Source organism: Rhizobium sp. NZLR8, assembly GCF_019685025.1.
Taxonomy (GTDB): domain Bacteria; phylum Pseudomonadota; class Alphaproteobacteria; order Rhizobiales; family Rhizobiaceae; genus Rhizobium.
Map to the genome: position 1 here is coordinate 126,943 of NZ_JABDVY010000004.1, position 16,899 is coordinate 143,841.

The 16,899-nt window shown below is 56.7% G+C and carries 15 protein-coding genes; 4 read left to right on the top strand and 11 right to left on the bottom strand.

What is annotated here, in order from left to right:
* The first annotated feature begins 70 nt into the window (after positions 1–70).
* From HJB89_RS11080 to HJB89_RS11090, 3 genes are all read left to right on the top strand, one after another.
* Positions 71–979, top strand: coding sequence for a heparin lyase I family protein (locus tag HJB89_RS11080; RefSeq protein ID WP_221149842.1), 909 nt, complete (start codon positions 71–73; stop codon positions 977–979).
* Positions 980–1,013: 34 nt separating this feature from the next.
* Complete coding sequence (locus HJB89_RS11085; RefSeq protein WP_221149843.1) at positions 1,014–3,362, top strand: hypothetical protein; 2,349 nt, start codon at positions 1,014–1,016, stop codon at positions 3,360–3,362.
* A 291-nt stretch (positions 3,363–3,653) separates the two neighbouring features.
* A complete protein-coding gene (locus HJB89_RS11090) occupies positions 3,654–4,466 on the top strand; it encodes a DUF3616 domain-containing protein (protein WP_221149844.1) in 813 nt (270 codons plus the stop codon).
* A gap of 82 nt (positions 4,467–4,548) precedes the next feature.
* On the opposite strand, the gene HJB89_RS11095 is transcribed toward HJB89_RS11090, so the two are convergent.
* The 10 genes from HJB89_RS11095 to HJB89_RS11140 all read right to left on the bottom strand — a co-directional run bounded on the left by HJB89_RS11095 (position 4,549) and on the right by HJB89_RS11140 (position 14,076).
* Positions 4,549–5,139: a type VI secretion system-associated protein TagO gene (locus HJB89_RS11095; RefSeq protein ID WP_221149845.1), complete on the bottom strand. Its 591-nt coding sequence runs from the start codon at positions 5,137–5,139 to the stop codon at positions 4,549–4,551.
* A gap of 292 nt (positions 5,140–5,431) precedes the next feature.
* A complete protein-coding gene (locus HJB89_RS11100; protein WP_221149846.1) occupies positions 5,432–6,142 on the bottom strand; it encodes an SH3 domain-containing protein in 711 nt (236 codons plus the stop codon).
* A gap of 7 nt (positions 6,143–6,149) precedes the next feature.
* Positions 6,150–8,060 (bottom strand): helix-hairpin-helix domain-containing protein, encoded by a 1,911-nt coding sequence (locus tag HJB89_RS11105; RefSeq protein WP_221149847.1) that lies wholly within the window; start codon positions 8,058–8,060, stop codon positions 6,150–6,152.
* Positions 8,057–8,842, bottom strand: coding sequence for a PP2C family serine/threonine-protein phosphatase (locus tag HJB89_RS11110; protein WP_259672031.1), 786 nt, complete (start codon positions 8,840–8,842; stop codon positions 8,057–8,059). Before HJB89_RS11110 ends, HJB89_RS11105 begins: the two co-directional genes overlap by 4 nt.
* The gene (locus HJB89_RS11115) at positions 8,824–9,504 is read right to left on the bottom strand and encodes a VWA domain-containing protein (protein WP_221149850.1); all 681 of its coding nucleotides are present in this window, start codon (positions 9,502–9,504) and stop codon (positions 8,824–8,826) included. The genes HJB89_RS11110 and HJB89_RS11115 overlap by 19 nt, the downstream gene beginning before the upstream one ends.
* Positions 9,505–9,524: 20 nt before the next feature.
* Positions 9,525–10,136 carry a His-Xaa-Ser repeat protein HxsA gene (gene hxsA, locus HJB89_RS11120; protein ID WP_221149852.1) on the bottom strand — a complete coding sequence of 204 codons (612 nt, stop codon included), beginning with the start codon at positions 10,134–10,136 and terminating at the stop codon, positions 9,525–9,527.
* Entirely contained in the window at positions 10,133–11,221 is a 1,089-nt protein-coding gene (gene hxsC / locus HJB89_RS11125) for a His-Xaa-Ser system radical SAM maturase HxsC (protein ID WP_221149855.1), read from the bottom strand. Before hxsC ends, hxsA begins: the two co-directional genes overlap by 4 nt.
* Complete coding sequence (gene hxsB / locus HJB89_RS11130) at positions 11,218–12,627, bottom strand: His-Xaa-Ser system radical SAM maturase HxsB (RefSeq protein ID WP_221149857.1); 1,410 nt, start codon at positions 12,625–12,627, stop codon at positions 11,218–11,220. The genes hxsC and hxsB overlap by 4 nt, the downstream gene beginning before the upstream one ends.
* Positions 12,624–12,872 (bottom strand): hypothetical protein, encoded by a 249-nt coding sequence (locus HJB89_RS11135; RefSeq protein ID WP_221149859.1) that lies wholly within the window; start codon positions 12,870–12,872, stop codon positions 12,624–12,626. The genes hxsB and HJB89_RS11135 overlap by 4 nt, the downstream gene beginning before the upstream one ends.
* Positions 12,873–12,963: 91 nt before the next feature.
* Positions 12,964–14,076 carry a hypothetical protein gene (locus HJB89_RS11140; protein WP_221149861.1) on the bottom strand — a complete coding sequence of 371 codons (1,113 nt, stop codon included), beginning with the start codon at positions 14,074–14,076 and terminating at the stop codon, positions 12,964–12,966.
* Between the two features lie 496 nt (positions 14,077–14,572).
* On the opposite strand from HJB89_RS11140, the gene HJB89_RS11145 reads away from it, so the two are divergent.
* The gene (locus HJB89_RS11145; RefSeq protein WP_221149863.1) at positions 14,573–14,920 is read left to right on the top strand and encodes a hypothetical protein; all 348 of its coding nucleotides are present in this window, start codon (positions 14,573–14,575) and stop codon (positions 14,918–14,920) included.
* 139 nt (positions 14,921–15,059) lie between these two features.
* Here HJB89_RS11145 and HJB89_RS11150 read toward each other — a convergent pair whose 3' ends face one another.
* On the bottom strand, positions 15,060–16,346 hold the full coding sequence (locus HJB89_RS11150) for a DUF3644 domain-containing protein (RefSeq protein WP_221149865.1): 1,287 nt from the start codon (positions 16,344–16,346) through the stop codon (positions 15,060–15,062).
* Between the last annotated feature and the right edge of the window lie 553 nt (positions 16,347–16,899).

A 16,899-nucleotide genomic window follows, 5' to 3' on the forward strand; every position in this document is an offset into this window, starting at 1 on the left:
CGATGATTTCAGCAATTCGCTTGATAAGAGCCTGTGGTGCCCATGCCAGATTGACAATGATAGATTACCCGTGACCTTCTCAGAGGACCCCGAAAATAAGTCGAACCGACTTGCGCACATTAGCGTTGACCCGGGAAATCTCGGCGGCCATCGCTGCAAACCGGCCTGCGGCGTGACACTTTTTTCACTCGGCCCCGAAGTGGGTTCTGAAGCGACACTTGGCCCGATGCTTGTTTCTCCGACGGGTTTGAAGTGGTCACCTCAGCCTCCCAAGCCGGATCCCTATTGCACACCGGACGTCGTGAAGAAGGTGAAGGGAATCCAAGAGGGCTTGTGCATCCAGCGTCAGGAATTGCGCGCAGACGAATCCTTCGCTCAGGATTCAAGGAAGCCTCAACTGTATTCGCTCAGGTTCAGAATGCCTGGCAAACTCGAGAATACGACGGATTCCATCAGGTGGGTGATGGCTCAATGGAAGGCCGAACCTGCGATTACGGAAAAGGGCGAGGACGCCAGCCCTTTCCTCGCTCAACGCTACGACGATGGCATCTTGAACGTGACGGTGCAGGACCGGTCGTGCAGATGCCTCATCGCGTCTGCATCGCGCTCGAAGCTCAACTACCCGTGGAACGATGGAAAGGCACAATACTGCCAACGGACCGATAGCGTCCCCGGTAAAGCAGAGCTGTGTAACTCGAGCTTGATCTTGGAGTACGGGAGGAATCCCGTCCTTACGTCGCCGGCCGGCAAGTGGACGGAGATGGCGTATCGCGTCCAGGCAGGTCCCGGCAACGACTCGGTCATCGAGGTTTATCAGGACGGGCGCTTCATTGTCAGGGCCACCGGACATGTGGGCTATGATGCTCCCCCGGGGAAGTCGAAACAGAAGACCAAATTCAAGATTGGCCATTACCGGGACTACATTCCGTCGACCGACGTGATGGATCTCGACTGGGTCAGGATCAAGCAATTGAAATAGCTGCGCCGTTTGCCTCAGCCGTCGGAGACTTCCCATGACGAACCATGAAGACAACGACCTTGATTTCGCATCCCTGTCCGTGAAAGACCTGATCGAGGCGCGGGACCTCTTTCATTTCCACCTGATGAGCAAGGCTAATGTCGTGGGAACCGCAATCGGACTTTATCTGATCCGCGGCGAGGAAGACTGGCCGAAAAAGCGAGGTGAAGGCACATCACCCAAGAATAAGAAGACATATCCGAGGACCTTCGAGAATTCCGAAGTGCGAGACTATTCCTGGCCCTGCATCATAGTGCTGGTGAGGGAATGGCTCGAACCTGGCGACTTCGGCCAAGAAAATCGCCCTGCCGCAACGGCTATTTTGCCAAAAAGAGTCTACCTTCCTGATGGTCGGATCGTCCCGATCTGCGTCGTTGTCGCGCCTCCCGTACCCCAATCCAACGATATGCCCACGAAAGCGGTCCGCTGGCCAAATTCGGGTCTAGGTGGTGGCTTGCCACTCCGGGTCACCACGCAAAACGAAGACCACTTCGCTACGATAGGATGCCTGGTGTCTGACGGAAGCACAACTTACGCACTTACCGCCCGGCACGCTTGCGGAGAGCCAGGAACTCCCGTCTACGCGAGTCTTCGAACCACTGACGTGAAGATCGGTGTGAGCTCAAATCGCCAGATTACGCGCGAGCCGTTTTCTGAGATCTACCCCGCACTGCCCATGCGGCAGACTTGGCTTGGGGTCGACGTCGGCTTGGTGCGTCTCGACGATACCCGGCTGTGGACGTCGAACATCTACTTCCTGCCAAAGATCAAGCCGATCTTCGATATCTACGAGCAGAACCTTTCGCTCAGGAAATTAATCGATCAAGGCGTAGTGGCTGTTGGCGGAGCCTCCGGACTGCTCAAAGGTAAAATCAAAGCGATGTTCTACCGCTATAAATCGGTTGGCGGTTTTGATTTTGTCTCCGATTTTCTAATTGCCCCTCACAAAGGAAGCATGGCTCATCATGGCGATTCAGGCGCGGTTTGGCATCTCCAAATGTCAGGTAAGAACGGCGATAAACAGTTGCCACTCATGGAGCAGGATCTACGCCCGATAGCCGTCGAATGGGGTGCGCAGGTCTTCGCAGGTTCTGGAACTCGCTCCACTTTTTCGGTCGCGACGAGCCTTAGCAATGTCTGCAAGCTACTTGATGTGGAATTACTGGTCGAAGCCAACGAAGGCGTATCGGGTACTTGGGGCGCGGAGGGACACTACTCGATCGGCTCGCTTGCCATAGGGCAGGTCCAAGATCCGATCCTCAAGGCATTCCTTCTCGAAAACGCCGACCTCATTAGCATTCCGCTAGATCGCCTGTCGGACGAGCAGACGCAAGCCGAGATGATCGCCAGTGGATTCGTGCAACTTGCCGACGTTCCGGACATTGTGTGGAAGAAGTACGCTTCGCCCCATTTGACCGCGAAAGGCAAGGATATCGGAGTGAAGGGAGGACGTGACGACCGTGCGGGCGCTGGCGGGCGCTCAACCGGGCCGGAGCATCCCAATCATCATTTTGATGCCGACATGCCTTGGAGGGGGCATGACACCTTTATCGAGGCCTGGCGGGCCGACAATTCGCTGTTAACGGCTGAAAACGTGAAGGAATATTTCCTAGACAACGGTAAGAAGTCCGTCCTGGAAATGGGACTCCTGCCATTTCGTGTCTGGCAGTTCTTCGAACGAATGAAAACGTTCGCCGCAACGGACCCAGCGAAGTTCCTTGCAGCCGCGGGCACCTTTGCCCATTTTGTCGGCGACGCATCGCAACCATTGCACGGTTCGCATCTGAGCGACGGCGACAAGACGAAAGAGCCCGATATCCCGCGTCTTAGCGATCACAAGGGCCGAGATGGAAACCATCCACCCGCTCACCGGGGCGAAGGAGTGCATTCCGCGTTTGAGACCGACATGATCTCCTGGGCGATAAACCGCGGATTTCTGTTCGATGCGATCCGTGAGATGCTTGGTTCCACAGTAAATTGGCCAGCTATTGCCACCGGAAAGCATGCGGCTGAAGCCACTATGCGATTGATGGAGAAGGTCAGAACGGATCTTTCGCCGACTGTTATTATCGACGCATACGAAGACACCTTTCATCCAGGTGCCCCTCCACACAGCAAGGCTCTCTGGGAGGCTATCGGGCTGAAAACCGGGTTGGTTATGGCAGAGGGAGTAAAGCTATTGGCCACATTGTGGGAGCAGGCCTGGCTCGCCGGGGGAGGGAATACCAATGCGGGCCGGGTTGACCGGGAAATCCTCCGTTCTCATTACGAAAACCAGAGTTTCGTCAAATCCGTCTTCATTGATGAGATCATGAACGAAATCGCTCATCCATCCGACGGCTAGGATGTCGAAGCGCCGCGTAAGTTGCTGGGTGCGGTGTGAGATACAAAAGAACTGAAGGGTGGGGATTGCCATCCCAGCTCCAGTGCACAACTGTCGAGGAGCGAAATGCCGAGGTTACTATACCGCATCGCGGTTCTGCCGTTCCTATTAAACGCTGGAGGTACGTCGTTTGCCTCTGACGTCGTTCTTGACCCGGTAAAGCAACTGACTACGCAGCCCTCTCCATCAACCGCGTTTGACGAGCCAACGAAAGTCAGTGGTGCGGCGTGCTCGGGCGACGGAAAGAAATGCATGCTCGTCGGCGACGAATATCGCTATGCACTGACGTTCGAGTTGGACGACAACAGGATTGTCCTCAAGGACCGCGTCTATCTTCTACCAAAAAAAGCGAGCGACGGTCAGAAGTTCAAAGAGGCAGATGCCGAGGGAATCTCGTTCAGCGACGACTTCTTCTATCTTGTCGGCTCTCATGGTCGTAACAAAGAAGGGAAGAAGCAGGATTCACGATATTTTGTGTATCGCATTCGAGCTCAAGCGCTAAAAGATGGTGACTTGGGAACGGAGGATGAAGTCTCGGATGCAGTGGAGGTGAGCAGCAAGCTTGAGGATCTCCTCGATCACAAGGAGGTTTTAAAGGATCCAAACCAATTGGCTCCTGAACACGGCGGTACGAACATAGAAGGTATCGCCGTTCAGCACGACAAGCTCTTCGTTGGGTTCAGAGGTCCATTGCCCGATAGTCAGGCTCTCATCGGCGAGACTTCGGTGCGGCGCGCCTTTGACGAAGCCCAAGGCGATATCGAGCTTCACCCGGTTGATCTTGGCGAGGGTCAATCAATCCGCGACCTCGTCGCATACGAAGACCGTCTGCTCATCTTGTCTGGTCCGCAAGATCGGCAAGGCGGTAAGGCTGCGGTCTATCAATGGAATCCGAACGGTGGTCCATCAAAGTTGGCAGACCTTAATCCCGCTGGTTCTCCCGCTCGACAGCCAGAGACGTTGATGGTTCTTTCGACATCGAACAATATCGTCCGATGCCTGGTGTTCGACGACGGCGACGTCCCGCTCAATCCTCGGATATACGAAATCCCCATCGGGCAATAATTACCTGCAAAAGGCCATTTGAATTGGGTGCACCTCATGGACGTCCGCGAGGGAGCATCGGCACCCTCGGCGGCAGACCAGCTCACCATTTGCATTGCATGCGAAGAGGGCTGATCGCCTCATCAATGCCCGTGATGTCGAACTCAACCGTGTCCTGGGATTCGTTGTACGGAGTGATTTGAACTATCAGTTTTTGGTGACCGATCATCTGTTTGATGAAAGGGATTGCACTGCCGCCTGACCAGAGCCCGAGAGCTTCGTTATCCGTAGAAACCGTGAAGTCCTTTTTTTGGGACTTGTCCGCATCGAACCGGTACCTGATCACGCCATACCCTTGGATGTCGGCCAGAAATTTGCCGCCCATCGTGAAATAGAAGGACGTGACCTTTTCCTCGCAGCGGATATTGATCGAGGTCGACGATCCCTCAGCAAAAAGGGAAAGATTGACGGTATGGGAGTCGTCCATCTTTGATGTGGCGTTTTCTGCGGTCCATTTCGACAACGGCTTCACAGGTTCCGAAGGTTTACTCGGTTCCTGGTTTTTGAAAATCGCGTCATAGCAAAGCAGACGAGCGTTATTGTCCGGAACGATCGAGCATTGATCGGCGGTCATCGCATGAGCCGCCACAGCCTGCAGGATGGTGACGGCTGTCAAAAATGTGATTTTTATCATCGCCATTTCTCTATGTGACGATCGGTCGGAACGCTACCGATTGAGAGGTTGCCTTTTGTTGTCCACGATCTGGTGGGCGATAGCCCTCATCTGGCACCGCGAATCGAACGGTCGTTGCTCATTACCGAACATAAAGAAATCGTTTGCAAGTATGCGCTGTGTGGCTTCACCGGGCTGAGGCATGCGCTGCTGTGCGTCGGGAGTATTGCGCAGGCCACGTAGAGTTCAGTTGCTGTCAGTGCCTTAAAAAGAAACGTGTCGGTCCTAACGCGCGACTAACTCCTGTAGCTTGTCAGTTCTTCGCTGTCACAAACGTTCCGTTGATCCACCCCTCGGTGCTCGAGGCCATCGACCTAACGCGCCACCATTTACCCGACCGCTCGAGCACGACCAACTCGGTCCCCTTGGCCATCGTCTCGACTTTCAAATAGTCGGGCCCCGGACCCTCGCGCAGATTTAGGTCGGTAGTCGTAAGCGCGCGATCTTTCATATCGGGTTGATCGGTTTCGTCGCCCACCTGCATTGTGATCGACTGATCGAAAATTTTAGGCTGCGCAACAATCTCTCTGGTCTCAAGTGGCGGAGGGAATGCGTCGCTCGAGGGGGTAGCTATTGGTTCCGTAGTCGAGGCAGCCTTGGGTGTTGCCAGTGCGACTTCCATCGCGCGATCGAAGGCCACCTGAAAGTCCGCATCGATGGAGCGAGTTTCCGACGTGCTGTTGCTGTCCGACGGACTTTCAGCAGTCGATGTCGGTGACGGAGTGGCCGGAACAGAAGCGATAGTCGGGGTGGAAGACTGAAGTGGAGGCGAAGCTTCTGCCGAAGTCGGTTCTGATGGTGTCGGCGATGACGACGGAAAAACACGCTTCGAATTCGTCGCGTCCGTGTAGGTCGAGCCCGAGTGCGTCGAAGAGCGTTTAGTCTTGGCGGTCGAATTCGCGATGACGACTGCACCGACCGTCATCCCTACAATGATCCAAAATCCCTTGTACGATGCGGACATGACGATCCTATCCGATGTCCAGTTCAACCTGCTTTAGTCTGGTGTACGCGTCAATCAGCTGCTGTGGCGGCTTGGCCCGCAGTGCCTGCGCGGTGTCGACAAGGTTTTTCAGGTCCGCGGTCGCCTTGAGCAGATCACGCTCGATTTCCGCACGCTGCTTGGCAATCTCATTTTTGACGGCTTGGACAGCTGCAGGGTCGGTCGGGATCGATGCGTTGAATACGAACTTGCGCTCCACCGATCTTGCCCAGCCTTCGATATCGCTGGCCAACGAGGGGCCAAACCCCGGAACACCCGTTACGGATCGTTGCCGCACATCAAGCGCGCTTTCGAAGCCGTAGGAAGCGAGCGTTGCCTTCCGACCCGGGCCGACACGCGGGATTTTCGCGCGGTCGATGAGATGCAAGTCCATGTGCTTGTCTAGCTGCAGCTGCCGCTTCTTTTGCTCAAGCGCAGCCAGCTTTTCTCGTTCCTTTGCGGGCAGGCTGGAGTGCGTCGCTCCCAGCGCCATATAGTGGCTTCGACGGGCCTCAAACGCCTCCGGCCCGGCCTTTTTAACCCAGCTTTTCTGCTGTTCCTCCCAGCCGGCCCTTGCCCCTTTAAGTTCCGAAGCGAACTTCGTCTTGAGATCGAGCGACCTACCTGCGATCACGATTGCGCCGAGCGCCAGAGCGAGGCCCCAGAACCCGCTGACTTGTGCCATCAGGTAAAGGCCGACGCCTACGGCGATCACGCCCGCTGCGACGGTGGCGTTCCGTTCATTTCTTGCCGACTTCCCGGTCTGGGACATGGTCAGACCGGGTAGCGGCCCGATCACCGATTCGGCACTCGGGGGGGAGGGCGGAGCGGGCATTGTCTTGATGGCGTTCAGCAACTGCCCGATATCCATTACGGGTGCGGCGGGCGAGAAGTGGGCAGGGAACAGCGACCGTCCCATCGTTTTTTCCAGCTTGCACCACGGGCAGGAGCCAAGTTCACGCTTGTAGGCATGGGACTTGTCGACGGTGCAAACGGCCAAGGTGGCTTCGACGCCTTTCAGGATCGCTGACCAGGACGCGGCCGTCGGGCGACCTCCCGGCTGCCGCGCCGGAGGCGTGAACGCTGCCTCTAATGCTTTGCGCACATCCTCGCCGTAGTCGCCAAGACCCGGCACGAAGGGTGGCGGCTCCATCATCGTTTCGGCTTTGCGAGCGCTGTAGGCAAAGCGACCGGCCCCTATGGCAGTCTTGATGTCCAAGTCGCCCTTGCCAAGGTAACGGCCGGCAAACGGATGTCGACCCAGAAACAGCAGCTGAAAGATCAGGACGGCGAGGCCGAAATTATCGTGATTGGGAGTCCGGTCGACCTTGTCGAAGGTCGCTCCCTGGAGTTCGGGGGGAGTGTATTCGGCGACCCCAACCAAGGAGCGATAGGTGTTCGATCCCGATCGGTATTGGAATGAATCGCTGTCGATCAGCGTCACCAGTGCTTTGTTGGAAACGAGAATTCCCGAGTGGTTGATGTCACCGATCACGCATCCGGTCGCGTGGATGCTCGCGACGGCGTTCGCTAGATTGATCGCCGACCTCAACAGGAATTGGGAATCCGCAGTGGGGAACTCCGTTTTCCGGCTGCCCGGGCCGTAGAGATCATGGACGCTCTTGAAGCCCGCGACCTTGTTCATCGTGAAGCCCAGGAACTCACCGGACGGTGACTTGAGGGTTTCGATTGGGAAAGCAACGTAGTCCGAGCGGGTGTGAAGCCGATCGGCCACCATGGCGTTGACCTTGTCGCGGCGGTCCTTCGCCTTGCCGGGATTGTAAATCTTGGCGGCGATATCGGCGGATTCGATGACGTGATGGACCGTGCCTTCACCGCCCTTGCCGAGGGTCGCCCCTAGTGTCAGCCGCCGGCCATCCGAACAGATCACTGTGGTCACGTGCGCAGCCCGAGGATGAGGGACTTGTCGTCATCGGTGCGCTCGCAGACGTTTGCGCTGTCGAGATAGTCTCTGAGCGCGAGCGACAGAGCCTTGTCGACTGTCTCGGCAACCGAAGACTTCAATGGAGCAAGCATCCGATCGAAAAAGGGACCATGAGGGGTCTTCGAAACATGATCGAGTACCATTCGCTCAATGCCGTCGGAGAAGACCGCGAACTCTGCGACACGGCCTTCGATCGAGATGACCTCCAGCCGTGGTTGCGGGTCGTCCGTTACGAAAGAGGTCGTCGATGCGTATTCTCCCTGGTAGGGCCAGGAGGGCACTTCCCAATCGTCGCAACCTTCACGCCGGATCACCGCCGCACCGTCACCGACGTGAATGACAACGGATCGCTCTCCTGCCACTAACAGCGCAACCAGGGTCGCGGCGAAATCCCTCGGTCGCGCCTCTGCCGCCTTAGCTTTTTGATTGATCGCTTCGCGGATCGCATCGACCCAATCCTCGACGACCTCCTCGTCGAGGTTGTCGAGGGTAGAGCGGCTGAGAAAATCGCGGCAAGCCTTGAGGAAGCTGATGCAGACAGTCCGTGATCCAAGTTCCGCCAATGACGCGCTTCCAGCGCCGTCGGATACGACCGCGGCCATCACCGGACCGTCTTGTGTAAGAAACATCTTGGCGCAGGCGTAGTCCTGGCACGGCGTATCCGATTTCAAATGGGAGGTGCCGATCGCTCGGGCACCCGCCCAGCGCCATGCTCCATTCATGAAATGGAAGCCCATCCATCGGGAGTGGCCGGGTTCGAGAGGGGAACCGCGTCACCGGGATTGGACTGGGAGACCGAACTGAGCGAGCTGGAAAGCCATGAGAATAGGTCGCGGAAGCGCAGCGCCTTGAGTGCCAACGGGTCACGCGCGCTGATCTGCGCCAGCGTCTCCATGTTCGCACCTTCAACACCAACTGCAAAGAAGGAGAAGGCTTTCTCCTGCTCGCCGGCCTTCACGAGGCTTGCGGCATTTTTCCAGGCGTCCGTCGGGCCGCCATCGGTGATGAGGAACACCCAGGGGCGGTAGTAGGAAATGCCGTTTTGACGATACTGGTCCTTGCGCTCGCGCAGCATCTGCAGGCCCTGTTCGATAGCAGCACCCATCGGCGTGTCGCCCTGCGATGACAGACTCGGCGCATACCAGTTCTGTACGCTCTGGAAGTCGTTGACGATCGTTACGGGACCGAAAGTGACCAGACCGATCTCGACGCGCTTGGCGGCCAATGCGTCAGCAAAGAGTTCGTCCTTAAACTGGACCAGACCTTCGTTCAGTTCATTGATCGGCTTGCCGCTCATCGAGCCGGAAACATCAAGAAGCAAAAGGCAGGGGCAGCGAGGTTCCGGGTTGTCTACGAACTCGGCACCTTCGAATGGCTGTTGCTCGAACGGATTGCTCATCGGATGTCTCTCTGTTTAATTTAGTTCGCTGGGATACCAAAGGCGTCCAGCACCTCTGGCGTAATGGTTCCTGTCGCCCTCAGCCTGTAGTCCGTCTGCATGGCCACAAGCGCGGTCTTGCAGGTAGGTCCGACTTTTCCATCGATCAGACCCGAGTAGTAGCCATAAGCGGTTAGGGCCGTTTGAACCTGCATCACGATACGGGTGAACTTCTCGCTATTGCCGGGGAGCGTCTTGAGCGGGGCGGCCACCGCAGGGGCGGCAGGAGCGATCGCGTAGGCAGGCGCGGGTGCGGCCGGGATCGGTGCCGGAGCAGGTGGCGGCGTGTAGACAGGCTGTGGAGCGGTATAGGTCGGAGCGGTGTAAACCGGTGCGGGCGCGCTGTAGCTCGGAGAACTGTAGGATCGATAGCTGTAACCGCCGCCACTGCTGGAACGGTGGCTCGAATGCGAGCTATGGGAGCTATGTGACCTATGGCCCGCCAGCGTGTAGATGTGTTTGAGCTTGAGGCGCTCGAGCACCGACGGCACGAGGTTTGGTTTGTAAACCACGTGGGGGACCATTGCGTCAACTTTGGACGGCAGAAAGCCCGCCGCGAAAAACGACGGGATCAGAAAAAGCCTTTTCTTCATATTGGACCCAGCGCAGAGAACCCCTCGTTGTAACTATACCATTCGAAAAATCCACCACAAGCTGCGCGGCGGTCACACTGAGTGCAAAAATCGAGATATTTGCGCTTCCAGTCAGATATGGTTGACGGGGCATAGGAACGATATGCTGCCGGCACCGAACAGAGCGGAAAATTGTAGAGCGAAACATCTATTCCTCTGGCAACGCTCAGGTCTATCGCGGAGCCGATAGGCGCAAAGTCAGCGGACGAGTCGTAGAACGACTTCTGCCAATTCATGCGCCCGTAACCGATGCGCTCCATCTGCATCAGGGCCCAGACATGAACGAAGCTTAGTCTCGTGAATACAAAGTCCGCCAGGTCAGCGAGCCCGGCGATGTTCTGGCGCATCACAACGGTGCGTAGTTCGACCGATGCGCCGGCGGTCATGAGAACCCGCAGGCCTTTTGCAAGCTGACGAAACGCACCAGATTTCCCGACGATCTCGTCATGCGTTCTCGGGTCGGCCGAATATAGAGGCACTCCCCAAAGGACGCGTTCCGTACCGATCTTCAACATCGCCTCGACATCTGACGGCTCAAAATGCTGGCCGTTCGTCAGGATGTGGAAGGTCACGTCGGGACGTGCCCGGCTCACGACCCGCAGCATGTCAAACAGTCTCGACTTGTGGAGGAGGGGCTCGCCGCCGGATATCCCGATTACCATTCCCTTGGGCGACAGGAGTGCAGCCTCCGCAAACTGGCTAAACAGATCGGTATGCTGCCTCTTGGGCGGCTGCGAGCACATGACGCAGAGCTGGTCGCACTGCTCGGTAACAAGGAAGGTGTTGTGCTGCGAGGAGGCCCGTATGAGCCTGTGGGCGCTTGCCTGGCCGGGTAGGGCGAGGATGACATCTCCGTCATAGTCCTCGCCGCCCTGGGAGTGAAGCACGAGCGAGAATCCATTGAGGTCGTACTCGAGGCGATCGTTTGATCGATCGATCAGGACCGCATCGTTCTCGGTTGTCGCGGTTGTAGCCGAGTTGCAAAGCCTGACCACGAGCGGTTCCGCCAAGGGTAGCGGATCAATCCCGACCCTGAGGTCTATCATCGATGCCACCTTGCCAATGCGCGATCGAATTGCGGCACACCCGCCCATATCGCCATGGATTTCTGGACCTTCTGATCATCCGAATAGATCATCGAGAAGATTTTATCGAAGATGTGGGTATGTCGCTGGCAGAAGTCCGTAAGGTGCTTAGGGATGTCGATACGGCCATAGCGGGAAAGGTCATCGACCAGGTCGACGCCGCAGAATGCCTGGTATGGACAGTGCACGCAGTCCGGATGGTAGTTGTTCAGTGCTTCGGAATTCAAAGTGTCGATGGCCGAGCGATCTATCCCATCGAACACGGTACCCATCGAGAGATCGAACTGACCGAGGCGGGTTACCATCCGGGCTTCGTCCGTTGGGTAGACCTTACCGTCGTAATCGATAACCACGTAGCCGTGGCCGACGATATTGGGGTTTCTGAGATCGACATGGCCATTATGCCCCGATCGCAAAACCCGCCGCAGACAATGGACGAAATAAAACTCCTCGACCGCATATTCGGCCGTACAGTTGTACTCGACGAGGTCGTCGATGAAGTCGGAATGGTATGCGTTCCAGGTGGCGGCGGAGGCTGCTGCGTCGTACTTCTTCCGCGCAAATCCCTGGAAGTTGATTGGCCTCAGATAGATAGACCGCATCCCGAGGGACGCATAGGTTTCGATTACAGACCGTGTCGCGGGCGGACGGTGCGGGTTTATTGTCGGAAGGGCGGAAACCTTGTCCGGTCCCAACTGTTCGAGGGCCCGATTTAGGTTGGAGAGGAAGGAATGCGTCTTGTCGCCGGAGAGCGTGCGCTGCCTCTCGTGGGTGAGGGCGTCACCATCGAGTGACGTGCTGACAAACACGTCCGGAAGCTGGAAGAACCGCCAAGCTTCTTCGGAGATTTCCTGCAGGTTGGTACAAACGACGAACTCGCAGCTCTCGAATTTCGTGAGACAGAACTCTCGGACTTTGGCGAGGACATCCAAGCGTAGGCTGGGTTCTCCGCCTTGAAATTCGACTTTGATTTCGCGGGCCGTCAGCCCGTCCAGGAACCGCAGGACCGCATCGAGAGTGCGGTCGTCCCAGTCGAAACCCGGTGTGTTTTCGTTGACCCGTGAGACTTGGCAGTAACCGCAGGCAAGGTTGCAGCGGAGTGTTGGAACCAGGATGACGTAATCGAGATCGCCGGGGCTATATAGACGGCTTGCGAAACGATGCTCGAAGCCTGCGTAGGCTAGGTCACCGACTTCTTCGAACGCGTGCCCATTTCGAAGCAGATAGTCCTGGTCCCGATCGGTCAACCGGTCCAGGGCATAGCGGCTCAGAAAATCATGATCGGATTTGAAGTACGAGCCGGCCTCGTCGGCAAACAGCAGATCACCAGAGGGCGCGGGACGGAAGCGCAGCGGAAAGACAGTCATCGCCCGGTCACGCCGGCGAGTAGCGCGTGCCTCAGCGGTAGGGTCTCGCTGTAAATCTTCTGGCGATACAGGCAGAACATAAACTGCTGTTCGAGGTCCTTGACGTTTACGAGCTCATTTCCGCCGACAACCACGGTGGTCCCGCCAATCGTCACGTCGATGCCCGGATTAAGGTAGCGAAATCGTACAGTCGCGTCGGCGACATACGGCATGAGTTCATGGGCAATCTCGAAATTCAGTGGCATGGCACACGCTCGGCGCATTTGCATTTAGTGGTTGAAAGTATCGGCCCGAGGAATCGTGAGCAATCGCTAAATCTTCGGATGGTTACGAGGATCAACGAACGTTCTGCGCGATGGTCTTGAAGCAATCATCCATCGAGCCGACTTCACGTTTCAGCAGATCGGACCATTCGCCGTCGTCAAAGCCAAAAAACTGAACGTAGCATTTGCTGGCGTCGTAGTCGGCCCATTGCGCCACAAGGAGGCGACTGTCGAGCTGGTACCTCAAGCTCAGGTACATGTTGTCCTCACCACCGACGGGAACGTTGAATACTTGGCCCGTGCGGTTGTTGCCGACGTAGGCAAAAGAGCATCCCGTGCCGCACCCGATTTGGATGACGGAATACTCTCCGGCAAATGATGGGCCGCCACTCATCCCGTCGGTTATCCGCGTTCGAAAATTGCTGAACTCTTTGTCCCGCCCGGTGAAGTCTGGGAAGTTGTTCGGACCCGAGTATGTGCGGAAAACCGGCAGCTGCGCGGGCTTGATGCGCGCCAGCGAGATGGCCGGGTGTTTGGATGTCGTGTCCTTGGACGTCCAGGAAATCGCCCTGTAGCCGACGTCCAATGTTCGCTTCGAACCGTGGCTGTTTTCAAGGTACTCGCGTCTGGAAAGGCTGATGGTCCTAAGCTTGGCTGCCGCCGGCGCGTTCTTGTAAGCGTCGGCTCCGAAGGTTGCCTTGAGCGTTGCGGCCTCATCACTATCTATCGAGGTCACAAAGGTCGCGACGGTGTCGGTCCCGCTGACGTCAAAGTAGCTGAGGATGTTGATAGCTCCCTCTGCGGATGTGACAACGGGGGACTGAGAGCCGTAGAGGATTCCCTTTGAGCCCATCTGCGATCGGATTTCGCTCAACGTGGTCTTGCCGAAGGTCAAGTCACCATAGCCCGTCGAGGGGCCAACGGCGTCTTTCGGCCAGGTTGCCTGTAGCGCGACGAGGCGGTTCGAAGGCTTCTGATAGGTAGCGTTGATGTCAATTCCGTCGGGGCCATGATAAGCTAGCGTCGTGAACGCTCCGTCCACTTTTGTTTCCGATGGTACACCCAGCCGCTGAAGGGCGATCTTGTCGTCGCCAAGCCGAAAGCCCTCAATGGACTGAGCGCCTGAAACCGATGGAGTTGTAACGGCGAAGAACGCGATTAAGCTGAGTTTGGTGAGGCACTGCATGAATAGGCCGCTAGCCTCGCTGTCGCCTTGGGGACGATATAGTGGATAAGATACGGGTTCTCGTGGCCGGCCAAGCCGAGCACCCGCGCCCTCGCTCCGCTGCCTGGAGATCAATCAGTTCTTCGATTGTCATGAGTCCCCCTACAGATCGCAGATGCTACCAACAGGGTGCGCTAATGCAAGCATTCTGTTGACAAAAACATTCGCAGAAGTTGCGGAAGGAGGGTTGCCTCCGGCGGGAGGGAGTGAGCCTGCTTTCTGATGTGGATGACCTGGAAAGGTTGGCGGCCAGCATGCGATCAGCTAGGGTTTCACCACCGCGGCGAAAGACACCGACTGGCTGGTGCCGATCTTACTCTGCAGCCTTGGGGGATGCGTGACTTTCGGCTTGTCGATCCTGACGGCCATTACATCAGAGTGACCAAGAAAATCTTTTTCCCGGGGACGATGTCTCCGGCAGTCGATCCTGCTCAAGCCGACCGTCACCGGATCGGCCGTGATCGCGTCGGAAGACCGGATCGGCGAGATCAAGGTACAGCATCGAAAGCTGGCCGGCCTCAATATGGAGATATTCGGAATGTACCGCGCCCGCGAACTTTCTGCGTTAAAACCGAGATGTTTAGGGGCCAAAACCGTCGTTGATCTCGCGGATTCGAAAGGAGACGAAGTGCATCAATATGGAGCGGTGGTGTCCGCCAGGTTTGTCGTCGACGCCATCCGCGAACTTCTGGCTCGATGGCAAAGGGTAGGCCGTCCAAACGCACAAGCCTTCCCGTTGGATGCGTTTCATGGTCCACCTAGACGCTTGCCTGCTTATGTTGCGCCTCGAGGAACTGGGCTATAGCGGGTTGCGGTCGAAGATTTCGGACAATTCTGGAAGCGCCGAATCCTGATCGATGGCTTGGAGACGTGGAGCAATCACTGGTGCGACGCCGCATACCAGTTGCGGCGAACGGCTAGTTGCCAAGGACGAGCGCGTCGGATTACTGATATTGCTCGGAGTGAGCCTTGCAATGCTCTAAGACGGTTTCCAGCCACCTGTCGTACCAGACCCAGTGGGCTTTGTAGTCGCCGACGCAGCCGAATCCCTTGGCAGGGTTCTTGGCGTCGAGATCGGTCATGAGGTTGGTGTGAGCGCCGGGTCCAAACTTCGGATAGCCGGCCGCTTGGACCTTGTCCAAAATTTCCTTTCGGATGTAACGGGATCGGTTGACCTCCTTGAAGACGACCTCGATCTTATCTGCGAGGTCCGATCCAGGCGGAACTGTCACTACGGCTTGATCCGCTCCAGCCGCCTTTTTGGCGGCAATCGGAACGAACGCCACTTTCAAGCGGAAGCTTGGGTCTTTCACCTGCTCATCGCTCAGGTCATGTTCGAAGGCGGAGATGAACGAGGAGACATGGGTCGGCAGGCTCGATGCCTTTTTCAGCGCGGACCGCTGGTCCACCCCGAATGATACAAATTGAAGGGCAATAGGTAGGCGCTTTTCCAACCCGAACTGATGCCCAAAATGTTCCTTCAGGGCTTCGTTGAAGTTAAGGCAACAGGACTGAAGTTCTGCCCCAACTGCATCGTCGATCCTACTGGTCGACTGGTGTTCAATCTCGTTCCTCAGGCCAATCAGGAAACGCAGGTTGGTCTTCATACCTTCGGGCAGGGGGCATTTCCCGGTGTCGATACACTGGGTTAGGTCCCAGTAGCGATCCTGCCCATGAGCGGTCCGTTTATCTTTGTAGGCGTAAAGGATGCCATGCCGTTTGTAGTAGCTATGGAGCAGATAGGTCCACGAGATGATGGCGGTAACGATGAACAGTTCCGCCCGGAACGTCAGACCGGCACTGTTGAAGATGTGCACTGCTGCGATCATTGCCTCGCGTGCCTTGATCAGCAATTCGTCGCCCCGAACGCTAAGCCCGGTCTCGTGATCGACATCGGGCCATGTGGCGAGGAACAGGTTCAAGTCCTCGTTATCGGCCGCTTTGACGGCGTCGTGCTTACTACCGGCCCGAATCTCACCGATCAGACGATGGTTTACCGTCCTCGTCGGTCGCGTGAAGTACGCGAGGATGTCTTGGTCATTGTACTCCTTTCTAAGAAGCATTGCCTTGACTAGCGGCACCTCCCATCGATCGAGCGTATTGCCGCCTCTCCGTCTGACGCGCCGTTTTACTTCCAACTCGGCAGGAATGGTGCCAACGTCTCCTGCCACATCTTCCACGTCCTCAACAGGGATCGCTCCCGCAAAGAGATCATTTCCGTTGCCCGCCATGCTCCCCCCACGCCGCTATAGTGGGATTGATTAGTAGCGATTCCCGGGCGGTTTGCTACATCTGGTTGCGCGAAGATTCACGACAAGAAGCTGAGGCCGTTCTAGCGCACTTGGGCTAACCTCAGTGATATGATTGGCTTCACCACCAAAACCACTTCCATTTGTGAATCACAATGGGGCTTATGGTGGGTACGGGCCTGATGTTGCCATTGGTGAAGCGGCAAGCTCTCCAAGCGTTTGGGCGAGCGCCCCATTTGGCCTTGGAGGTCCTGCGGTGTCGGTGTATCGTTGGATCGGTTTGACTTGGCAATCCTCCGAATCATCGGCTGGTTGTTGCCCAAATCGTTGCCCAAAATGAAGAGACCGAATTGATAACCGGGCGCTTATGGCTTGCCGGTCCAATCGTTGGGGATGTGCATCGAACCTGCGACATGGGGTTTAGGAAGCGCAGAACCTATTTTTTTAGCCGCGCAGCAACGATGATGCCCAGATTTCTGGCTTATAATAGTTTGATTTAAAACGAAAAACTTGCTAATATGCCGATGGCGGGACG